Here is a 23338-nt window from a genome sequence, read left to right as displayed (position 1 = left end):
ACGGGAGAGCGTATAAAAATATTTGCAATGGTCGATCATGTTGGAGGGGCAGTCCAGTTTCTTGTCTACAGATAGTACGGCGGCTTAATCTTGGCTGAATTAAGTTCATGTTCGTGAACATGGAAGCCAATTGAGTGCATAAAAGCGCCTTGATTCATATAACAATCCGACTATGCTTCAGCTATTGCTGGTTATAGGGATAGTGAGTTTACATGGCATATCCGCAGAGAAATGAAAGTAAACGTACTCAAAAGTCATCATTTTATTGGTATAAGTGTCAGATACAAAAAGCTAATTTCTTACCGGTATTACTATTTTTTGTCGGCGTGATTTTCTCAGGTGTTGCGGCCCGGTGGCTTTATAGCGAAGTTGAACTCAGTGCCAAGGCCGAGTTTCAACGTAACGTTGAAAGGATTTCCGGTGAGATTATCAGACGCTTTTATCAACCGGTAAATGGCCTGAATGGTGCGAAAGGCGCTTATGCTACCAATAACCACTTGAATCGTGAGCAGTTCCGTGCCTATGTTGCATCTCGTGATCTACCCGTTGAGTTCCCTGGCGTGCGTGGGTTTGGTTTTATCCAACGTGTTCAGCGTAATAATCTGGATGCGTTTCTTGCCGACGTCAGAGCTGATGGTGCGCCAAAGTTTTCTGTTCGCCAACTCGATGACAAGCAACGCGACGTGCTGTATCTGATTAAGTTTATTGAGCCCGCTGAAAATAATCATGGTGCCGAAGGGCTCGATGTTGGTTCGCAAACTACTCGGCGGGAGGCCGCTCTGTTAGCGATTAACACCGGTAAAGCGACCTTGTCTGGCACCATTAACTTGGTGCAGGATAATCGTAAAACGCCGGGGGTATTACTTTTTGTGCCTGTTTATGCCCATGGAACAAGTCCAATGACGCCTGTTGAACGGCAGGCATCATTGGTGGGGTTGCTCTATTCGCCTATCGTGATTGCCGATCTGTTACGTGATATTCCAGAATTTGTGAATGGACGAGTGGATATTGAGCTGTTTGATAGTACGCAGGATTTGTCCTTACAACATTTGATTTTCGATGCTGATGCCAGTAAAGATCCCAATTATATTCCTCCAGAGGAACACTCCGGGCAGGTTATAAATACACGAATATTTCACAATATAAGTACATTGCGTTTGCCAGGGAGAGAGATGACTTTGCGAGTGAGTAGCACTCCCGCCTTTGAAGCATTGACGGAGCGTTATGCTCCGTGGTTGCTGTTTACTTTTGGTTTTTTGCTCAGTTCCGCACTGGCACTACTGCTTCGTCAGCAAATGAACGGGCGATATCGTGCAGAAATACTGGCTCGCAACATGACGGCAGACCTTGAGCGCCTGGCGTTGGTGGCCAAAAACACCTCCAATGCCGTGATTATTACGGATGTAAACCGCCTGATCGTTTGGGTTAACGAGGGCTTTGAGCGCATTACGGGTTACAGTAAAACCGAAGTGCTCGGTCAGTCTCCTGGGCAATTGCTGCAATGTTCCAATACTGACAAAGAGGTGGCTGCGGCAATGAAGGCCGCATTGGATGCGGGGGAAGCATTTACGGGCGAAATAGTCAATCGCTCTAAATTAGGCCAGGAGTACTGGATTGAATTAGAAATTCAACCCCGTTATAACGAGCAAAACGAACTCATCGGGTTTATGGCTATTGAGTCCGATATCAGTGAACGTAAAGCGACTTACCAGCGGCTTGAGGCGGCATTGCGCGAGAATGATGCGTTGCTCAGTACCCTTGATTTACACGGTATCATTTCCTCCTCTGATAACAATGGGTTAGTGACGGAAGTTAATGACGCATTCTGCAATATCAGTGGTTATCAGCGGGAAGAGCTGATAGGCCAGAATTATCGGTTATTAGACTCGCATACCCATTCGGCCGATTTTTGGCAATCAATGTGGCAAGATATCTCCAGCGGGATTTCGTGGCGGGGGGAGATCTGCAATAGGGCGAAGGATGGACGTATTTATTGGGTTGATACCACGATTGCCCCGTTTAAAAACAGGGCTGGAGAGATTGAGCGATATATCTCCATCCAAATTGATATCACAACCAGCAAGAATCAGCAGGTCAACCTGATCATTGCCCGTAACCAGCTTGCCAGGGCAACTGATGTCGCGGAGCTAGGGATCTGGTCCTGGAGTCTTCCGGATGGCACGCTCTCTTTTGATGAGCGGATGAATGATATCTATGCGCTGCCCGCGACACTACGTAATGCTCCTATCCCTCAGAGCTATTGGTATGATTTGCTGCACCCGGAAGATCGCCCAGGAGTTGAACAGGCCGTGAATTTAGCGCTGGAGAGGGAAGATGTTTACCGCCAGAACTTCCGGGTCATTATCAATAATCAAATACGTTTTATTCAATCGACCGGGATGGTTGAGCGGGATGAAAATGGCCACCCTATTCTGATGATGGGTATCAATCGTGACATTACTCAGCAACGTGAGGACGAAAATGCACTCCGGGCAGCCAGGCTGGCCGCAGAGGAATCCAATAACGCCAAGTCTGCTTTTCTGGCGACTATGAGTCACGAATTGCGTACGCCAATGAATGCCGTTCTAGGCATGATGACACTATTAAGAAGGACGGGGCTGAATCATAAACAGGCCGATTATGCCATCAAAATTGAAGCGGCTGCCCGCACGTTATTACAGCTGCTAAATGACATATTAGACTTTTCGAAAATTGAATCGCAAAAAATGCTGCTGGAATGCATTCCATTTGATATTCATGTGATGCTGCGCGATCTGTCTGTTATTTTATCCAGTAACCTGAGAGTCAAAAGCGTTGAAGTCCTGTTTGATATTGATCCGCAATTACCCTTGCTTGTTGAAGGTGACAGCATGCGATTGCAACAGATATTAATCAACCTTGGGGGCAATGCTCTGAAATTTACCGAGCAGGGCGAGGTGATACTGTTTATTAAGGTCGTTAAACAGGACCGTCGACATGTGACCTTGCAGTTTGGTGTACGCGATACAGGGATTGGGATCGCTCCTGAGCATCAGGAACGTATTTTCAGTGGCTTTACACAAGCGGAAGCCTCTATCAGCCGTCGCTTTGGTGGTTCAGGATTGGGGCTGGTCATCAGCCAGCGCTTTGTGGCCTTGATGGGGGGCACTCTGGAGCTAGAAAGCCAGCTTGGCCATGGAAGCCTGTTCCATTTCACGATCACGCTGTCTCTTCCTGCCCGTACAGCTATTGAGCATGAAGTGCCTGAATCAATTGCAGTCAGAGCACAAGCATTAAATCATTTACGCGTTTTGGTCGTTGATGATAACCCGACCGCCTGCGATCTGATCAAGCGTATGGGCGAGTCGTTGAAATGGACTGTTGATGTAGCCACCAGTGGCAACGAAGCATTGCAGTTGATGAAGCAGCAATGCGAACAAGGTATTACCTACGGCGCATTATTCATTGACTGGCAGATGCCGGGTTTGGATGGCTGGCAGACCAGCAAATCAGTGCGCGAACTCATGCCGGAAGGCCTTGCCCCGATGATCGTGATGATCACCGCCCATGATCGCGAAATGTTGTTACAGAGAAGCGAAGAAGATCAGGCATTGCTTGATGGGTATCTGGTAAAACCTATTACGGTTTCTATGCTGCTGGATTCAGTCATCGATGCTTTAAGCGAAGGAAAACAACCCGATCATTCCCAATCTAGACCGGTGACCTCTTCGCACCAATTATCTGGTATCAGGCTTTTGATCGTCGAAGATAATGTGAATAACCAGCAGATTGCTCGCGAGTTATTGGAGGACGAAGGCGCTATTATTCAGATCGCTAATCATGGCCAGGAAGCCATTGATATGCTGATGACCAGTCGATCTTCCGTCGACTTAGTGTTGATGGACTTGCAAATGCCCGTCATGGATGGTTTAAGCGCAACGCAGTATATTCGTAGCACGCTGGGGTTATTGGATTTACCTATTATTGCCATGACCGCCAACGCGATGACTGCCGATCGCGATGCCTGCTTGGCTGCTGGGATGAATGATCATATTGGCAAACCCTTCGATCTGAAGGATCTGATCCGTGTGATACGGAAATATAGCGAACAACCCGGTATACAGATAACCACCAGTGAAGGGACTCTTCCTGTGCTATCAGCGCAGTGGGAAGAGGCTGCTGCTGCTGCCGGTATTGAATTGGCGTCGTCGCTTAATCGATTAGGGGGCGATATTTCGCTATACCAGAAAATGATATTGCTGTTTGAGTCAGAACTGGCAGATTTCCCTGAACAATTAGATGCTTTGTTCACCCAGGGGGACTGGCGATCCGCATCGCGTCTGTTGCACACCATCAAGGGGCTTGCGGCCCAGTTTGGCGCAACTCAGTTGTCGCAGAAAGCCGGCCAGGTGGAAACTTTATTGAATAGTGTGCCACTTCCCACTGCGCAAGCGTTAGATTGCTTGTTGAGCGAAGTAAAAGCGCAGGCTCGGTCGGTGCAATCCGGGATGACTGCATTGAGTCAGATGTTGCAGGGTGAGGGGGTTGAAACCGGATCAATTGGGGATAAGTACGCACAATCTCTTGTTGCGGAGCTAAGCGAACTGATGGTGCTGCTACAAAATTCAGATATGGCAGCATTGGAAGCGATGGGTCAATTACAGGCGACTTTTGGCCACCAGTTTGGTGAGGTATTATCCCCGTTGAGTCAAGCGATCAATCAGCTAGATTTCGCTCTGGCGAGCCAGATAGCTCAAGCGTTTTTGGACCAGGCTTTCATTCAAAGAGATAAAAACGATGACGATCAATAATTTTCCCGACCAGGATCCCACTGTGCTTTTACCAAGGCTGGCGAAGCCAAAGCTGCTTATTGTCGATGACCATCCGATAAATATTCAGATGCTCTACCAGGCATTTTCTGCAGATCACAATGTGTGCATGGCGACCAATGGAAAACAGGCGCTGGATGTCTGCCTTAAACAGAAACCGGATCTGATTTTATTGGATATCGAAATGCCTGATATCAGCGGTTATGAGGTATGTGCTCAGCTCAAGGCGCTCACAGAGACCAAGGATATTCCTGTCATCTTTGTCACGGCTCATATTGATGAAGAGACAGAAACTCGCTGTTTTAATGAAGGCGGGGTCGATTTTATCAGCAAGCCGATCAATAGGAATACGGTCAGAGCGCGTGTGCGAACACATCTGTTACTGAAGGCTCAATCTGATTTGTTACGCCAGTTAGTCTATTTGGATGGACTCACCGAGGTCCATAATCGGCGCTATTTTGATGAGCGGTTGAACCAGGAATGGGCGTTGGCTTACCGCCATCAAACTTCGCTTAGCCTGATTATTGTTGACATCGATTTTTTCAAGAAATATAACGACCTGTATGGCCATCTGGCTGGGGATAACTGTTTGCGTCGTGTTGCAAAAGCTATCCACCATGCCCTTAAGCGCCCAACCGATCTGGTTGCACGTTATGGTGGCGAAGAATTTGCTTGCCTGCTGCCTGATACTGGGTTTATCGGTGCGATGGCTGTGGCGGAGTCTATAAGATTACAGATTATGGAATTGGCGATCCCCCACGCCGACTCCTCGACCTCCCCCTTTATCAGTATCAGCCTGGGGGTTTGTTGCCGAAGTGCTGAAAGCCCTGGTGTGCTTACCGATTTCCTATTGCAGGCAGATGCACAGCTCTATCAGGCGAAGAAAAATGGTAAAAATCAGACCTGCGGCACATTTTTAGAAAACGCTGAGCGTGGATCAATATGATGATTGTGTGACAAGTGTCGAAAATATTTCACAAGGGAAATTTGCATGAGCATCCTCATGATCGAGTGTGTACCCGTAAGCTTCACCTTGGCGTGATTTACGCCTCAGTTCTTTTCTGGGGGGGGGGGCGTAAGAGCTTTGTGCAGGCATGTCCGTTCAGGTATAGGGGATGAGCGCAACAACTTGTTCCCATCGGGAATATGGGGTGAAAGTGAGCGTTTATCGGCAAAATTGTAGCAATTGCAATAAGTAAGTGTAGGAATATTCGTCATTAACAATACTCACTCAATAGTAAAAGACCGTCTATACTTATCGAACATTTTTTGCTTTTCTGATTTTAATCAGAATAACTCAAATTTAGGAACGCATTAGGAGTTAAAATGAGGACGGATTCAACCAACGTCAAGATGCCAAATGTTGAAGAAATAAAGAAAAGCGTCATCAGAAAACTGAAGTATAGTCTGTGTCTGGAGGTCGATAATGCAACGAATGCCGACATTTTTAACGCACTGGCATTAACTATACGGGATTATCAACTTGATGGTTTCTTTAGTACCAGGAAGTTACAAGAAAAAGCAAAATCCAAACGTCTCTATTATCTATCTATGGAGTTCCTGCTTGGCCAATCTCTGCGTAATAACCTGATGAACATAGGCCTGCTGCAACAGGCCGAACAGGCGGTCACTGAATTGGGGTTTGATTTCGAACACATCACGGCAGAAGAACCGGATGCTGCATTAGGTAATGGTGGGCTGGGTCGGTTGGCGGCGTGTTTTATCGATTCTATGGCAACACTGGATATCGCGGCCTCAGGACATGGTATCAAATATGAATACGGTTTGTTTAAACAATCCATTCAGCACAGCCAGCAGGTTGAGCAACCGGATGATTGGCACTCAATGCACTCCCCCTGGTTGATTGAGCACCACTCGCAGTTGATGTTAATTCCCCTCGGCGGTCATATAGAAGAGAGTTATGATATTGAGGGAAATTACAATCCTATGTGGATGGATTGGAAGGTTATTGTCGGTATCCCTCATGATTACCTGGTGACTGGCTACGGCGGGAAAACGGTGAATACGCTGCGGTTATACAGTGCGGGTGCATCCGATTCGTTTGATGTCCATATCTTTAATCGCGGCGACTATTTGCGGGCAGTCGGCCAGAAAATCGCTTCCGAGAATATCTCGAAAATACTTTACCCGGCTGATGAGATCCAATCAGGTAAAGAGTTACGGCTGACGCAAGAGTATTTTCTCGTGGCCTGTACATTGCGCGACATTTTTCATGACTATGCTCAGCATTCGTCAGATATTACGGCGCTACCTGATGCCGTTGCCATTCAGCTTAACGACACGCACCCGGCGCTTGCCATTGTCGAAATGATGCGGATCCTGGTGGATGAACATCGCCTGGACTGGTCTGCTGCCTGGGAGATTACGCAAAAGACCTGTGCCTTCACCAACCATACCTTAATGCCCGAAGCGCTGGAAACCTGGTCAGTGGCGCTATTTGAGAAATTGCTGCCACGTCATTTGCAAATTATTTATGAAATTAACCATCGATTACTTGGCGAGGTGGCGGAAAAATGGCCCGATAAGCCACATTTGCTGGCTTCACTGTCACTGTTTGAAGAAGGGGCAGAGAAAAAAATCCGCATGGCAAATCTGGCAATCGTGGGTAGCCATAAGGTCAATGGGGTTGCCAAGTTACATTCTGAATTGATCACACAAACGCTGGTGCCCGATTTTTATTTTATTACACCTGAAAAGTTCACCAACCAAACCAATGGGGTGACGCCTAGGCGCTGGATCCAGCAGGCTAACCCTGGTTTGGCGATGTTTTTAACCCGTCATTTGGGTAATGGTTGGGTCACCGATCTCGATCGGCTACAGCAATTGAAAAAATTCGCCAATGAAAAGGGGATAGTGGAAGAAGTTCAGGCGTTAAAGCTCAAGAACAAGCAAGCGCTTTGTCGGCAGATTGCCTTTCAACAGGGAGTTCAGCTTGATCCATTGGCCATGTTTGACTGCCAGGTGAAGCGTATCCATGAGTACAAACGGCAATTACTGAATATTTTGCATGTCATACATCTGTACTTGGAAATTATCGAGTCTGGTCATACACCCACACCGAAAGTGCATTTGTTTGCCGGGAAGGCCGCTCCGGGCTACGCAATGGCGAAGCTTATCATCCAACTGATCAATGAGGTTGCGAAAACAATCAATGGTGACCCGCGAGTAAAAGGTCAGCTTAGTGTGCTGTTCCTTGAGGATTATAAAGTCTCACTGGCTGAACACATTATCCCTGCCACCGACCTTTCTGAACAGATATCCACGGCGGGTACTGAGGCTTCCGGTACCAGCAATATGAAATTTGCCATGAACGGGGCATTGACCATCGGAACGCTGGACGGTGCCAATATTGAGATCCGTGACGCCGTCGGAAAAGAGAACTTTTACCTGTTTGGTGCCAATGCGGATGAAATCACTGCCCATCGACAGGTTGGTTCACACAATCGTATTGATCACAACCGTGACCCCATCGTCAGCGCCGTGCTGGAGGCACTTATCTCTGGCCGGTTTAATGCGGACAAGGCCGTTTTCCTGCCGATTTATCATATGCTCACCGCAGCCGATCACTATTGCCATTTGCTGGACTTTGACAGTTATCGCCTGGCTCAACATCAGGCACAGACAGATTTCTTACAACAGCAGCAATGGCACCAGCGGGCACTGTTGAACATTGCCAATATGGGCAGTTTCTCCAGCGATCGCACAATCAGAGGCTATGCCACGGAAATTTGGGGGATAGGTTCTTGATATGAATCAGCGTTTTTTTGCAGGGCTTGGAATAGTGGCTGCTAGTACAATAACGGCCTCAATGGCGTGGAGTGCAGAGAGTATACCGCCACCGGTGAAAATCTTTACAACACCGTGGTCACGCCTTTTCTCCGGCAGTGAGTCAAAGATTTCGACGGCATTGACTTACAGCTCGCCTCTGTCAAGGCAACCGATTTATGTTCCAACCGGCCCGAACAGCACAGAGTTGCAGGAGAAGTATAATCAGCGGCTATTGTTCAGTCTGCAATATACGCCGATGAGCTATTTCTTTGCCAACATGACAACGCGCGTGCCGTTGCAGGACACCAACAGATACAGCACGGATTATGTCTACAGTTTTGGCTATGATGACTGGCATCCGGGCACTTTTAGCCTGGTTTATGGCAACTATGGTGAAAATAATCACTTTTATCCGGCAGATGGGCAACGACACACCTATTTTGAGCAAGGTGCATGGACCTTGGCGTACAAATTTTCGCTTCCTGAAAACGTCGAAAAACATCTACTGATCAACCAAGACGACAGCATGACTTGCCAAGTTGGGTATACCTATGTCGCACGCTACTATTCGGTGAAAAGCTCGTCGTTGGAGCAGAACAAACGCAGTCTGTTGACCAGTTGTGGTTATACCTTGAAACAGCACTATTTCTTGCGAGTGTCTGGTTTTTATTATCCGCAAAAAGAACAGCAGCAACCATTTGATTATGATTACACCTATAGTTTTGGTTATGTCTCCAGCTATCAACCTGGTGCGATAACGATCCAATACAGTAATTATACAGGGACCCGTTACCCCTGGCGCGGTAATGCGAATAGTAACTTTCGCCAGGGTAGCATCAACCTGAGCTGGACACTGCCTTTATGAGGCAAAGGGGGTTTATGCAACCGTTTACCGATAACCATTCCTCCAATGCGATGGATGTGATGGTATTGATTGTCGATGACTCGAAAAGCTATCGTCATCTGATGGCATCCATGTTGGCCAAATGGGGGTTCCGCACTTGCGAGGCGGAAGATGGAGAGTGTGCACTGCGTCAGATGGCGTTGCAGCCGGTACATATCCTGATCAGCGATTGGGAAATGCCGGTAATGGATGGCGTCGCTCTATGCCGGTCGATCCGCAGTCACGATTTTGGTCATTATATCTATGCCATTCTGGTGACCGCCCGGCAGTCATTGGACGATCTGCTCACGGGGATGGAAGCCGGGGCCGACGATTTTTTGTCCAAACCGGTCAATCAGAATCAACTCCGCGCCCGATTGCACGCGGCAGAGCGGGTATTATTACTTGAGAACACCTTGGCCGCTCGCAATGAGAAAATCTCCTCTGCTTATCGGCAAATCGAATCCGATCTACAGGCTGCAGCCAAGCTGCAGCACAGCGTTCTGCCCGCTCATAACCTGTCACTGGCCGGGTTTGAGGCCGATTGGATGTTTCTGCCCTCGGCTTATGTTTCTGGGGACCTACTGAATTACTTCTCACTGGATGAACGGCATATCGCATTTTTCAGTGTGGACGTTGCTGGCCATGGCGTCAGCGCGGCCATGCTCTGTCTGGCCGTCGCAAGGGAATTCATGACCGGGCGCATCAGTAGCCAACTGTTAATCAGCCAAAATGCCGCAGGGGAAAGTTTCCCGGTTGCTCCACATGAGGTGGTGGGGGAGTTGAACCAGCGTTTCTGCTTGGATAATGACGAAGTATTCAGTTATTACACGCTGATTTATGGCGTGATAGATACCACGAATGGGCAGGGTACGCTTTGCCAGGCAGGACATCCGACGCCGCTCATTATTCGTGCCAACGGTGAACTGCTGTCGGTGGGCCAGGGGGGAATGCCCGTAGGGCTGTTTCCTGATGCCGATTATCAGGATAACCACTTCACGCTGGATATTGGCGATCGCCTGTATCTGTATAGCGACGGGATCACTGAATGTGAAAATGGCCAGCAGGAGCTCTATGGTGAGGAACGCTTGCAACAACTGCTGTGTGAATATCGTATGTTACCCAAAAATCAGGTGTTTGAATGTGTGGAGAAGGCGTTGAATACCTGGCGCAGTAGTGAACCGGAAAATCAGCAGAAACAGCATACCAGGCAGCTGCGGTCTTTTGCCGACGATATTTCGCTAATGGCCATTGAACGTATCGGTTTATCAATCAATTAAGGAATCATTATGAATTTTGACATTCAGTCTGAGGATGGGGTCGACATTATTGTTCCGCTGGTACGTCGCCTTGATGCCTCGGTGGCAGTGGTCTTCAAGCAGGAGATCCTCTCTTTCATCGAGCAAGGCAAGCACGTTATCTTACTGGATTTTAGCCACGTCGACTTTATTGACAGTAGTTGCCTCGGGGCTCTGGTGTCGATACTCAAGGCGCTCAATGGCCGTGGCGAACTGGTACTTTGTTCATTGAACAGCAATATCCAGAATATGTTCAAATTGACCCGGATGGATAGGATCTTCACTATTGGTCAGGATCGCGCATCGATGCTGAAAACCATGGTCCGCTGAAACCGTTTCAAGCCGTTAGAGAGGTCGTATGGCAAGTGTCAGCACCACACTCAGTTTATCAGCATCGCTGAGTCGCTTGGCTGAGTTGAGCAACGCGCTGTATGACTTTGTTGCTCCCTTGGCGCTTGATCCTGCGCTGGTTTATCAGGTTGATCTGGCCTCTTGTGAAGCATTTACCAACATCGTCAAGCACGCGGTGAACTACGATGATAGCCAGCATGTCATTATTACTTTGAGCCATGACAATCATTGTTTGACGTTGACGCTGTCTGATGCCGGTACGGCGATCCCTGATGAGGTTTTGCGTGATCTGGGACGCTCATCGGGCTTGTCGCCGGATCCATTGATTCAGTCTAGCTGGCCAGAGGGGGGAATGGGGCTGATATTGATCCGGTCCATGATGGATGATGTCAGCTATTTCACGAAAAATGGCCGTAATATCATGACGTTAATTAAATTTTTCCCCAGTGAATAGCCATAATTGCTTTATACACAGAATTTTTCTCGAGGCACAACGGGATACCCTATTGGCATCCCGTATTTGCTGCGGCTTGACGCAACGTTTATTTCTTTGAGATCTCAAAACGCAGACTGTTTTTACCGAGTGATGAACCGTTACGATCGCTGATTTCGGTGATCAACTGCATTGGGCTGTTTGAACGTGGTATCACTATAATTTCATTGACCTTACGCCCGCTATCTGCCGGCAGGTCGAGTTGCAGACTACCCGCCGCCAACTGCTGTTGCCCTTGCAGCAAGCGCCATGTCAACCGGGTATTGCCGTAGTTCAACCAGCGGTCGTTAATCACCCACAGGCCGATTTTCCCTGGTTTTCCCACCTGCCAATCGAGCGTGATCGGTTCGATTGAAGGTAATACCGGTTGGTAAGCCTGTTGCAGCGCAAAATAGCCTTTTTTAGGTTTACGGGTGTAGTCAATCACCCCCCAGTTTATTGAGGGCCAGGTTTCGCTGAACATAAACTGAAAGAGTGAGGTGACTGGCTGATAACGTTGACGTCTGTAGCTCTCTGCCGCCATTTGTATCAGCTCAGCCTGATAGTTTTGTGTATTGGTGATGAACTCTTCTATATCGGCGCCACGGTCAATTTTAGCCAGACCGAATGCTTGTGCTGGCTGGAAATTATGATATTCCCAATGTTGCCAACCAGAATCCTTAGGATCGGTTGTCTTTGGCCAGAACTGGCTCTCCGGGAGGATGGTGCGAAGTGTTACCAGCTCGGGCAGAGCTTGTGCACCAAACTCGGTAATAGTGGCGCTCTTCGCCGGTTTGAGGAAATCGGTCATCACGCCGAAATACCAACCCTGCCAGTAATGCTCGGTTACAGAAGACCAAGAGTGCACAATACGGCTGTGATCCGTACGCAAGGCATCGGCAACAGTTTTTGCCAGACTGCGATTCAAATCTGGCCGCCAGTCTGAAAACAGGTCCTTCATCCAGGGAGAGTCAAAGGGGGGCTCATTCTGCCCCCCCCAAACCACGATCGACGGATGGCTGCCAAATTGCACCAACATGTCCGTTGCCTGGCGGGCTGCTTCATAGGCAAAGGCCGCGCTGTCGTCATATCCCCATTGCAGTGGCATATCCTGCCAGAGCAACAGCCCCAATTCGTCAGCCTGTTCGTAGAGCGCCTGGCCTGCAATATGTCCGTGGACACGCACGGCATTGATGTTTGCCTGCAACATCATTTGTAAATCACGGCGATAAAGATTGGCGGTCATACTGCCCAGCCAGGGCGAACCAATGTAGTTAGTTCCGCGAATAAACAGCCGTTTGCCATTGAAATACCAGGTACTGTCTGTGGCATCACGCGTTATCTGGCGTAAACCGGTACGGAGGGTTTTCTGGTCCATCGTTCCTTCGGTGTCCGTCAGGCTGACAGTGATCCGATAAAGGTGCTGTTTACCATAGCCAGCTGGCCACCAAAGCTTCGGATGAAGCAGTGGCAGGGATACTATAAGATTCTGACGGTCGCTCTCTGCAGCACCTAGCATCACCGGTTGTTCAAGATAATAGTCCCGGCCGTTGAAATTATCGGGCGTCAGTCTGATCCGCAGCTTGGCTAGCCGGGGTTTGGTTGCCCGGTAGCTCACCTGTACCTTCAAGAGCGGATTTTCCAACCCCTTATCCCAAGACGGGGTAGCCAGAAGGTTATCAATGGTTGCTCCACGGCTGAGGTGGATCGCCACCGGCTGCCAGATCCCGCCGGAGTTGGCATCTTGCCCATGCGGTGACCAAGCTCCACCAGGGCGGGTATCATGCTGTGAAAGTATCCCTTTTATCGCCTGTTTGTGCAGTGGCCAGACTTTGCCCGGTGTTTCAAAGGGGCTGTCTACCCGGACCAGCAGTTGGTTGTCCTGTTGCAAGGCTTGGGTAATATCAAATTGAAAACGTTGGAAATACCCTTGATGAGCGCCCAGGCGAGTCTGATTTAACCAGGCATCTGTGCGATAATCCACCGCGTTAAATACCAGCGTGGCCATCTGGTCGGCTTTCAGGTCTGGCAGTTGAAACCGAGTGCGGTACCACAGCGCCCCCTGATGGTCAAGGCCAGCGATGTACCAGTTGGCAGGCACTTTCAATGGCTGCCAATGTAAAGTGTCCAGTATCCTCTTATCGGGGGATTTGGGCGTTGAGTTAGCATCGCTGACCTGCCATGTGTCGTCCAGATCGATATCGTTGAACGTTGTTGGTTGCGAACGATATTGGCTGCAGCCGAAGACGAGAAGTGCTAACAGCAGATAACCTTGCTTCATGGTGCCTCTCTGGCTGCGGCAAGCGCAGTCTGTAACTGTTGGCACAATCCATCCAGACCAATGTTTTGAACCAGGATCTCAGGCAGGTTGCCTGCTGTTGCCGCCTGTTCCATCTGGCTGAGTCGGTTTTCCAGCGGCGCGCAAACAAAGTGGAGACATTCGCCTTTCAACTGATGGGCACTACGCCGGATAGCGTCAAAATCCTGTTTCGCTAACGCGCCATGTAGCTTGGCTAACAGCACGGGTAATTCCTCGATAAAGATGGCCGCCAATTCGTTAAACAGCGTCTTATCGTCGCTCAACTGAGCCAGGGCCTGCGGGTAATCGAAGATAGGCGCTTCTTGCTCCACCTGTTTGAGATGGTAGACACGCTGTATTTCCGCCCCCAGGTTTTCAAGCAGGATAGGTTTGCTGATATAACCGTCAAATCCGTGGGCTAAACACATTTCCCGGTCGCCTTTCATCGCGTGTGCGGTCATGGCAATGATCGGCTGATGTTTTCCTGGCTGCTGCTTTTCCTGGACACGAATATGTTGTACGGCTTCAATTCCATCCATTTCCGGCATTTGCAGGTCCATCAGAACCACATCGTATTGACCTTGTTCCAATTTCTGTAATGCCAGCTTGCCGTTATCTACCACTTCAGCGGTGTGGCCCAGCTTACGGATGAAGTTGATCGCCAACTGTTGATTGATCAGATTATCTTCAGCCACCAAAAGCCGGTAACCGTTACTGACTCCCTGCACCGGTTCGTTCACCTCCACGGGTAAGGGCTTGCAGGTCGCATCTTCGGGGTTCAGCGTGCGGATGATGGTCTCTTGCAGTTCAGCTGCGTCAATCGGTTTGGTCAGAAAGCCCGATACACCGATTTTTTTCAGTACGGCGGTGTCTACCCGGTTACCCATGGAACTGAGCATGATCAACTTGCACAGGCGCAGGCTGGGCGTAGACATAATCTCCAGCGCCAACGCCATACCATCCATTTCCGGCATTTGTGAATCCAGCAGGATCAACGGAAAGCGCTGGCCGGTGCTCAATATCTCCAGCGCCGCCTTGCCGGAATTCACGCAATATGGTTTGAACCCCATATTGCGCAGCATATCGAACAGTAATCGCAGGTTGGTTTTATTGTCGTCCACCACCAAAACTGCCATACCCACAAGCGCTTTAGGCAACACGGTGATCATGCGAGCCGGGCTCATACCCGCATCGGCGTGAGCGGGCAGGGAAAAGTAGAAGCAACTGCCGTGCCCAAGTTGGCTGGAAACCTGCAGTTTGCCGCCCATCATCGCGACCAACCGGGCCGAAATGGTCAACCCCAGTCCGGTTCCGCCGTATTTGCGCGTTGTTGAACTGTCTGCCTGGCTGAAGGATTCAAAAATAATGGCCTGTTTGTCTTCACTGATACCAATACCGGTGTCGGTAATACTGAAAGTCAGCATGCCCGCGAGCGACGGTGAGGGGGCGATGCGTAGCACCACCTCGCCGTCTTGCGTGAACTTAAGTGCGTTGCCAATCAGGTTGGTGAGGATTTGCCGTAGGCGCAGCGCATCGCAGTAGAGCGTGGTGGAGACATGCGGATGGATATCCACGATCAGCTCAGGACCTTTTTCGGCGAATTTGGTCATCAGCGGCCGGGTGATTTCATGGATCAACGTCCGCAGTGTGACGTTCTCCAGTTCCAGAACGATTTTGCCTGCCTCGATTTTTGAGAAATCCAGGATGTCATCAATGATCTTCAACAAAGCCCGTGCGGATGAGTACACCATATTGATGTAGTCCCGCTGTTCTTTGTTGAGGCTGGTTTCCAGGCACAATTGAGTCATGCCCAGAATGCCATTCATCGGCGTGCGGATCTCATGGCTCATATTGGCCAGAAACTCGCTCTTGGCCTGATTGGCAGCGCGGGCAAGCTCGACGGATTGCCGGGATGATACTTCGGCCTCTTTGCGTTCTGTAACATCTTGCAGCGTGCCAATGGCCCGTTGCACTTCACCTTGCAGGCCGAGACTGATGATTTGCCCTTGGATTAATATCCAACGGTAGTCACCTGTTTGATGCTTAACTCGCACCTCACAGTCAAACACCGGCAGCACCGTGTTATTGGCCTGATGCAGACTATTGAGTAACAGCGGTAAATCGTCATGATGCAGCACCTGTCGCCATAGGGCTGAGGTAAATTGATGGCTTTCACGGCCGATCCCCAGCAGTAATAACAACGCATCGTTAACCTGCAACCGATCGTGACTACATTCCCAATCCCAAATCCCGATATGGGAGGTTTCAGCCGCTAGAATGAAATCGTTATGTAACACCTGCCCGGAATGGACGATATCGGCATAATGGGTAATATCGGTGTGCAAGCTGATTATGCCACCACCGGGTATCCGGCTATGTTGCACGTACAGCGTGCGTTCCGGCAGGTTACGGATCTCGTAATGTTCCTCCTGCCGGTAGTTTTTGAGCATGGCTTCGGCCAGCTGTGACTTTTTCTGTCGATATGAAGAGGCATAGCTGGCATTGATAACGTTATCGATAACCGCTTTCAGCGGCATACCCGGCTGAAGCAGTTGCCGTAATCCAGGGTAATATTCCACTACTTTACGATTCCAGTAGCTCAGGCGTTCCTCCCTGTCATAAACCAGCAGACCAGCCGGGATAACATCCAATGCGGTTAACAAAGCATTATTTTTCATCGCGACCCTCGGTGCCAACATCATGACGCAGTTCTGCCTGACGCCGCATGAATTCCAACCCAGGAGCCATAAAAATTGCCCAGGCGGTTAGCACCTCTTCATCACACAGGGGATCCAAATCGCGCACGGTTTGCAACACGGCTCTACGCCAGTAGGCAAATACTGCGGCGGGCAAATTGAGACCTTGATCGCTCTGTTCCCGGGCAACATGCTTCAGATAGTCGGAAACAACGTAGGTGGAGGCGACTGACAGCATATAGAAAAAGGATTTATAGATTATTTTTTGCTGTGCCTGATGGGCTTGCGGGGTCGGCAAGATATTAAGTGCTTGAGTGCTGTCGATGAACAACGCATAGAAATGGGAGAAAAAGGCATCCCCATGATCCGCTGCGGTGATCCGGTCATAGCTGTCGTTGAACAGCACATCATAATTTGTGCTCATGTTATTGCCCTCCTGCTTTGGGGAGGTGGGCTCTTTCCTGCGGTAGACAATGATTCGGCCAGTTAAAGACATCTTTCATCTGCGCATCCAGATAACCCGTCTCAGGTGATTTTCGGATCAGTGCCCCATAGTTACTCTTGTAAAACAGGGACTCAAGCACCATCGCGTTGGTGGTTAATGAAAAAGCCCGGTTATGACCGCCACCGTTTTCATATCGCCCCTCGAACCAACCCCTTTGTTCATCGTTATGCCAGCGGCCAAGCTGCATCAGGGCGTCGGTAAATGGCGTATCCCATAGTACCCACAGTCCGAATATTGCCCTGGTGGACAGTAGCGCCAGGTCTGGACGATAGGTGCCGTCGTCGGCAAGCGTATTCCAAGGATAGCCGTTGGCAAAAATGCTGCCATGAACCAGCCACGGTGCCTCGGTGCGAGCAAAGTCGGCGCGGGCGGTCAGTAGCTTATCCAACTGCCAGCGGCTCTCTTGCACCTGATAAATGGCCTGAGCACGTTGATATTGCAGGCTTACTGTTGCACCGGTAGGGGCGGGGAATTTCCAGCTGAATTCCAAGCCATCCAGTAAATAGGGCGTGCTTTCAACCACTACCGGAACGCCTGAAACGCGCGGATCCTCAGCGCTGAAAGCGATTTGGATCCCACTAATGATGGCGTTTTTGAAAGGAATCTTCTCCATTGGCGCAGGGCGAAATCCCCAGAGCTCAAAGACGCTGGTGCTGTAGCTGCCGAAACCGACGTCTGATTCAACCTGTTTACGCCATTGCTTTTGCTGCGCATGGGCATTCTGCAACTGGCCATCAGGCGTAACGATAGAGCAAAAATTCCAGCGCAAGATAACCTTTTCTATAAAACTGGCGTATTCCGGTGAGTAACTTGCCGCCATGTGTAAGCCCAGCATCAACCGGGCGATATCCCGTACGGCCCAGCCGGTAGGATAGGGCTGGTGGTCTGGTGTGATCGGTGTTCCTTTGACGGTATCGTACAACAGGTTTGGTACGCCTGGCGGTGTGAGCGGGAGTCGGTTCAGCGTGGTGAGTATTTTGGACAGACGCTGATCAAACTCTTGCTGTTCCATTAACCCTAACTGTCTGGCCGCCGTGAGAGCCACTAGCGTATCGCCAATCTGCCACGGTGAAGTGTTCGGGTAGTTATCCTGAGCATTCACCAAGCCGGTGGAAGGCTGAGTGTTGTTCTGGAAATAACGCCAGGCGATTTTTGCCCAGCGCAACTCCTCATCATTCAGCGGGCCGAGACGCCCGGGATAATTCAGACCGCCATGAATGAGATAGCGCCAGCCATTTTGTACGGGGGTGAGCAGCGTGACGATCAGCACCACAATTACGGCAGCCGCGACGGTATACGCCAAAAACTTCAGGGTTTTAAGCATGATGTTGAAACCGGGGGTAATTTTATAGGTTCATCGGTCTGACATTGCGGGCATTTACAGGCCTTACAGGCCGGTGCGTTACGTACGGCTACGCCAGTTTGTTCGCACCAGTTCTTCAGCCCCGGCGTTGGGTTGATAAACGGTCGGTTCAGCGGCGTATTTTTAGGTTCAAACACGTTCACCAGCGTTTTATCCCATAGGGATGGAGCATAGTTTTTGTCTGACTGAGCGAGGGTGTTAAGCTTCAGCAAGCGGCCTTCTTTCTTGAACAGCAATGCTTCCAGCATGATGCCATTATTATTGGCGGTGAATTCACGAATTGGCCCGCTACCGTTCTCATAAAGACCCTCATAAAATCCTTTGCCTGGCTCCGCTGCATTCTCAATGGCATCAAGCAGCCGGTCAGTGTAAGGCGATTGCCACAGGCTCCACATACCCAACGCCGCTTTCAGTGAGATTGCCGCCATCTGCGGGACGAAATCCCCTTTGTCCGTGATGGTGTTCCAGTCAAACCCATCGGAATAGACCGTGTCATAAACAAAATAGGGGGCCTTGTCGAGCTGGTGTTCCGAGCGGGCTGTAAGCCGTCCGGTAATCAGATAACGGTTCTCCTGAACCTGATAAACGCGGTTGGCGAAATCCTGCATCCAAGGGTGGGTATGTTTACCGAGTTCGTTGCCTGAGTCCTCGCTTTTATCCCAGTCCATCTCTAGACCATGCAGTACATAAGGTTCTGATGCCACATAGTTATGCTGGCTGGTCGTGCGCGGATCTCGTGAGTCATAAGGCACCAAGACGCAGTAAATATCGGCAAGTTGGTAGGGTTCTGCCCGGGACGCCTGACAGGTGGAAAATCCCCAAAGCTGGAAACCGGTGGCAGAATACTCCTCGTAGCCCAAGCGTCCCTCCTGCACGTAGACTGGCTGTTTGTTGGCGTCCAGATTGGCACCGTATAGTGTGCCACAATCGTCAATTACATGGCTGAAATCCCAGCGTAACACCACGTTGTCAATATCATTGCCGTATTCTGGATAGCGCTCTTTAATGATCTTCAGCCAGATCAACATGCGTCCGAGGTCAATAGCAGAAAAGCCGATTTCGCCGGGTTTGTTAAGATAATCCACTTTCTGTGCTGTAATGGTGTTATAGGCTTTGTTGGGGATCTGGTTCTGAAACAGCGGGATGGTATTCAGGGTTGCCAAAAACTTGATCAGGCGCAGGTCAAACTGCTCTTTATTAATCAGGCCCAGTTCACGCGCGGCCGTCAAGGCGGCCAGATAAGAGGCGCTGTCCCACATGGTAGTAGAAGGGTAATTATTGACGGCATTCACCAGCCCTGTCGCGGGTTGATAGTTTGAAACGAAGTACTCCCATGCTTTGACGGCAATGGCGTGTTCACGTGGCGTAAGTTCCCCATGTCGTTGAGGGTAACTGGCGGCTGGCAGGCCTCCTTCTGCGGCAGCGGCAAGAGTAAACAACCCGCAGAGTAATAAAGTAGCAACCGCCAGGAGATACTTTAACAAGCGGATAACGTGAAACGGTTTACCAAGACCTTGCGAATGCATAATGGCTCCTTAATTGCTGCCGTTGTTCTTTGGGATATCTGCGGGTGAGCCGGACTGGCAAGATGGGCACAATAAGGGCCCCTGAGTCAGATATAACAAGCTTTCCAAAACCATAGCGTTGGTATTTGCACTGATAGTGGTACTGATTTTTTGGTCTTGCGCACGAATACCGTCATACCAGCCTTTGCCCGGTGCCAATAGCGGGGCTGCACGTCGACGCATACTTTCGCTCCAGGGGGAGCGGAAGAGGGCATACCAACCAAAAGCGGATTTGGTCGATAGTTGCAACGCGGTGCGATTGAGTTCACCACGCGAGGTATCAATCGCTAAAGGCAAATGGTTTGCCTGCTTCTTGTCGCCGGAGTCAGGTTTCTGTTCTTCGTAGTCGTTACTGATGTAAGTAAAATCTTCAGTGCTCTTGTAACGACTTTCTTGCACCTTCACGATACGCCAGGCCATTTCCGCCGAATTGACGTCAAAACCGGCCTCAAGACCCGTCAGAATATAGGGCATGCTTACCACGATAGGGTGATCCTCCTTACCGACTTTAATCAACCCGTCATAAGGGATCTCAACGCCTTCGATGGTTATATAGCGTTGCTTTGGTAGCGGCTGACTCAGCACGATCCCCGCGGCCGCATTGGCGTTTTGCAAGCCCTGGGCGGCATAAAGCCGGTAGCCGTAACCTGGACGGTTATCCCGCGTTATCAGTTGCCACTTTGGTACATCTCGCAAACTGAAGGGGCTTTGTGGTAACTGCTGTGCGAACAGTACATCCAACTGCCAATTCGTCAGCAACTGATTGATAGCTGGAGTTTGCTCTGGATAAAGCCATACGCTGATGTTTAATGACATCAGCAGGCGGCTGATATCGACTGCCGACCAACCGGGATCGGGGCTTTGCAGTGACGGGCTATCCATAATGCCAAGCTGTAACGTGTCATAGTAGACGGCGGGTAATTTCCCTTGATATAACGGTAGCTTGATCAGTGCGCTCAATGCGTTACTCATGCGGCTATTTAATTCAGCACGGCTGATAATACCGAGGCGCTGGGCGCTCATCATGGCCATCAGATAACTGCCGCTGTCCCACATGCTGGTATAGGGCTGATTGTCGATCGCATTAACCAACCCCGAGGGCTGGGTATTATTGATAAAATATTGCCAGGCTACGCGGGCCCAGATCGCCTCTTCAAAGGTCAGTGCCCGTGGCGCGGGCAATGGAGGGAAATCATGGCTAAGCTTCAGTGCGGCGCTTTCCACCGGGGGCGGAGGCATGTGGGTTTCAATGTACAGCACCACACTGAAGGCAATCAGGAAACCCAGGATAATTGCAATATGGCTGCGAGCCTGCAGGAGGTTGTGCCTTAATGACATGACGATGGTTCCTCTAGCGCTTCGTCAGTTTCCGGACGCCAGATTGCGGCCAGCACCATAGGGAGCATGGCCATGATATTCACCCCACCCCAAAAGATATTGATCACGTAGCCAGCAGGATCTGCGATATTCCCCAAAGCCAACTGAATGCCACCCCATAGCAGACCTGACAGCGTCAGCAGGATGATCGCCAGTTGTGGCCTGACCAATCCCAGGAAATTTCCTTGCTGTCTTTCTTTCGGCGTCACGTGGAATTTGATTTTTTCCCCTCGAAGCACCGTATCTAATGCTCGCAAGTTCATGGAAAATAACGCCAGATAGGATGACTTGCCGTCCCATGCAGAAATTCCCCATGTACCAAACATAAATGCCAGCTCCGAAATCAGAAAGAAAGGTAAAAAATGCAGATAGAACGGGGTCGAATAGGCTGACACGGGTGGGATGCCTGTAAACAGATAGATCAGAGGGGAAATCAAGAACACCGTATTCCACAGGCAGGCCAGATAAGACCAGAATGTGGTGCCGTACATTAATTTCTGTGCCGGGCTGAGTTTCAGATTCCGGTTGTTGAAGATCTTGTCGTGTAGGAAGATATCCAGGGAGCCGGCTGCGTATTTGAATCGCTGGATCATCCAGGTCAGTAAATCCTGCGGCGACAGCATTTTGGATTCAACATCAGGATGCATCACTGAGCGCCAGCGTTTTTCCGGATCGCCGTGTAACATAATAGACGTATAGATATCTTCGGACACATGGAACTTATAAGGTGTCAGTTCCATATCGAATACCACATGTGGCCGCATAGCTTGGCCTAAGGTAGTGCGGAGTTCATGATCGGTAATATCTGAAGTGTGCAGGGCGATTTCCCTTTCGACATTTTCCGCATAATTGCGCAACGCGCTCTGCATGATGGCTTCACGGCGATGCACAGAAGCTGCGCCGCAGCAGAAGGCCGCATTGGCACGATTACGTCGACGCAGGATCACATCATAAAACATTTTTGGGTCGTTGAAGAAGGGATCATGGCCGATGGTCAATGGGCCCAGCAATGCCTCTAGCGTTTTGCCGATAGCTTTCCCCGGTGCGCCCATTTTTTGCTGTAGCAACAATGGTAAACGTTTTCCTTCAGGTAGATCGTAAAACCACTGCGGAGTCTGTACCCAGGCCACCAGAGGATCACGGAAATAACCTAGGGTATTACTCAGGATTGTCGGAAATACGCGTGTATCTGCATCACAGATAACGATAAAATCACCATCGGTATTCTCCATTCCATTGCGCAGATTTCCCGCTTTGTAACCAATGTTGTTTGCGCGGCAAAGATAATAAACCCCTTCCTCCTGCGCCACCTGCTTCATTTCCGGGCGGCGTCCATCGTCAAGCACATAGATTTTGTAATCTATCGGGCAAGGATAAACGACACGTTTTGCATCCTTGATCGACAAACGGACAAGTTCGGTTTCTTCTGAATAGGTGGCAATAAACAGATCGACTTTGACTGGACGATCGTCAGACAAGTTTTCAACATCCAGACATTCATTTATGCAGCCAGGAGGCGTTTGCATGGGGACGTCACGCACCAACCAGAGATTGAGGGTAAATAACACTGAGCCGATGTAAGCCAATGTTTCTGCCACGGCGAGTGGAACGGCATACCATAAGGCATCATAATTCAGTGAGTCCATCCATCGCCAGCGAATGTAATTGGCACCAATAATCAAGGCAGCCACCGCCAAAATCTGCCAAACAAACTCAATAGTTAGGCTGTTTTTTAGTGGGCTTGGTGGCTTTCTGTTCTCAAACGAGGAAAAATAAAAACGCACCTTGCATTCCTTTTACGGGCGGAAAGAGTAGTATTTTTCTTTACAATCTTAGTTAACAATAGAGGATATGCCTGTCTCTTATACACATCTAAAAAAGGGGGGGGGGGGGGGGGGGGGGGGGGGGGGGGGGGGGGGGGGGGGGGGGGGG

The 23338-nt window shown here is 49.8% G+C and carries 15 protein-coding genes; 7 read left to right on the top strand and 8 right to left on the bottom strand.

The window, feature by feature from the left end; translation table 11 throughout:
* The first annotated feature begins 212 nt into the window (after positions 1 to 212).
* The 7 genes from JHD74_RS14275 to JHD74_RS14245 all read left to right on the top strand — a co-directional run bounded on the left by JHD74_RS14275 (position 213) and on the right by JHD74_RS14245 (position 11583).
* Positions 213 to 4790, top strand: coding sequence for a CHASE domain-containing protein (locus tag JHD74_RS14275; protein ID WP_199062937.1), 4578 nt, complete (start codon positions 213 to 215; stop codon positions 4788 to 4790).
* Positions 4777 to 5754 (top strand): diguanylate cyclase, encoded by a 978-nt coding sequence (locus JHD74_RS14270; RefSeq protein ID WP_024528865.1) that lies wholly within the window; start codon positions 4777 to 4779, stop codon positions 5752 to 5754. Before JHD74_RS14275 ends, JHD74_RS14270 begins: the two co-directional genes overlap by 14 nt.
* A 380-nt stretch (positions 5755 to 6134) precedes the next feature.
* Complete coding sequence (locus tag JHD74_RS14265) at positions 6135 to 8576, top strand: glycogen/starch/alpha-glucan phosphorylase (protein WP_233169541.1); 2442 nt, start codon at positions 6135 to 6137, stop codon at positions 8574 to 8576.
* 61 nt (positions 8577 to 8637) lie between these two features.
* Positions 8638 to 9462, top strand: a complete 825-nt coding sequence (locus JHD74_RS14260) for a hypothetical protein (protein WP_178380887.1) — start codon at positions 8638 to 8640, stop codon at positions 9460 to 9462.
* A 14-nt stretch (positions 9463 to 9476) separates the two neighbouring features.
* Positions 9477 to 10760 (top strand): PP2C family protein-serine/threonine phosphatase, encoded by a 1284-nt coding sequence (locus JHD74_RS14255; protein ID WP_233169540.1) that lies wholly within the window; start codon positions 9477 to 9479, stop codon positions 10758 to 10760.
* A gap of 9 nt (positions 10761 to 10769) precedes the next feature.
* Entirely contained in the window at positions 10770 to 11108 is a 339-nt protein-coding gene (locus JHD74_RS14250; RefSeq protein WP_024528869.1) for an STAS domain-containing protein, read from the top strand.
* 28 nt (positions 11109 to 11136) lie between these two features.
* Positions 11137 to 11583, top strand: a complete 447-nt coding sequence (locus tag JHD74_RS14245) for an ATP-binding protein (RefSeq protein WP_024528870.1) — start codon at positions 11137 to 11139, stop codon at positions 11581 to 11583.
* A gap of 88 nt (positions 11584 to 11671) precedes the next feature.
* On the opposite strand, the gene JHD74_RS14240 is transcribed toward JHD74_RS14245, so the two are convergent.
* The 8 genes from JHD74_RS14240 to JHD74_RS14205 all read right to left on the bottom strand — a co-directional run.
* On the bottom strand, positions 11672 to 13882 hold the full coding sequence (locus JHD74_RS14240) for a glycoside hydrolase family 2 protein (RefSeq protein WP_199062936.1): 2211 nt from the start codon (positions 13880 to 13882) through the stop codon (positions 11672 to 11674).
* The gene (locus tag JHD74_RS14235) at positions 13879 to 16578 is read right to left on the bottom strand and encodes a response regulator (protein ID WP_199062935.1); all 2700 of its coding nucleotides are present in this window, start codon (positions 16576 to 16578) and stop codon (positions 13879 to 13881) included. Before JHD74_RS14235 ends, JHD74_RS14240 begins: the two co-directional genes overlap by 4 nt.
* On the bottom strand, positions 16568 to 17020 hold the full coding sequence (locus JHD74_RS14230; protein WP_024528873.1) for a hypothetical protein: 453 nt from the start codon (positions 17018 to 17020) through the stop codon (positions 16568 to 16570). The genes JHD74_RS14235 and JHD74_RS14230 overlap by 11 nt, the downstream gene beginning before the upstream one ends.
* Position 17021: 1 nt before the next feature.
* Positions 17022 to 18425 carry a DUF3131 domain-containing protein gene (locus JHD74_RS14225; protein ID WP_024528874.1) on the bottom strand — a complete coding sequence of 468 codons (1404 nt, stop codon included), beginning with the start codon at positions 18423 to 18425 and terminating at the stop codon, positions 17022 to 17024.
* Complete coding sequence (locus JHD74_RS14220; protein ID WP_199062934.1) at positions 18410 to 19990, bottom strand: DUF3131 domain-containing protein; 1581 nt, start codon at positions 19988 to 19990, stop codon at positions 18410 to 18412. Before JHD74_RS14220 ends, JHD74_RS14225 begins: the two co-directional genes overlap by 16 nt.
* 9 nt (positions 19991 to 19999) lie before the next feature.
* Entirely contained in the window at positions 20000 to 21367 is a 1368-nt protein-coding gene (locus tag JHD74_RS14215) for a DUF3131 domain-containing protein (RefSeq protein WP_024528876.1), read from the bottom strand.
* Positions 21358 to 23190, bottom strand: coding sequence for a glycosyltransferase (locus tag JHD74_RS14210; RefSeq protein ID WP_199062933.1), 1833 nt, complete (start codon positions 23188 to 23190; stop codon positions 21358 to 21360). Before JHD74_RS14210 ends, JHD74_RS14215 begins: the two co-directional genes overlap by 10 nt.
* The coding region (locus tag JHD74_RS14205; protein ID WP_199062932.1) for a hypothetical protein at positions 23139 to 23338 on the bottom strand (200 nt) is incomplete at its 5' end. The genes JHD74_RS14205 and JHD74_RS14210, both read right to left, overlap by 52 nt.

It is taken from the genome of Serratia sp. ASV30 (genome assembly GCF_016428815.1).
GTDB lineage: Bacteria > Pseudomonadota > Gammaproteobacteria > Enterobacterales > Enterobacteriaceae > Chania > Chania fonticola_C.
The sequence above is the reverse complement of the archived record's forward strand: the minus strand, read 5'-3'. Positions and strand labels throughout refer to the sequence as shown.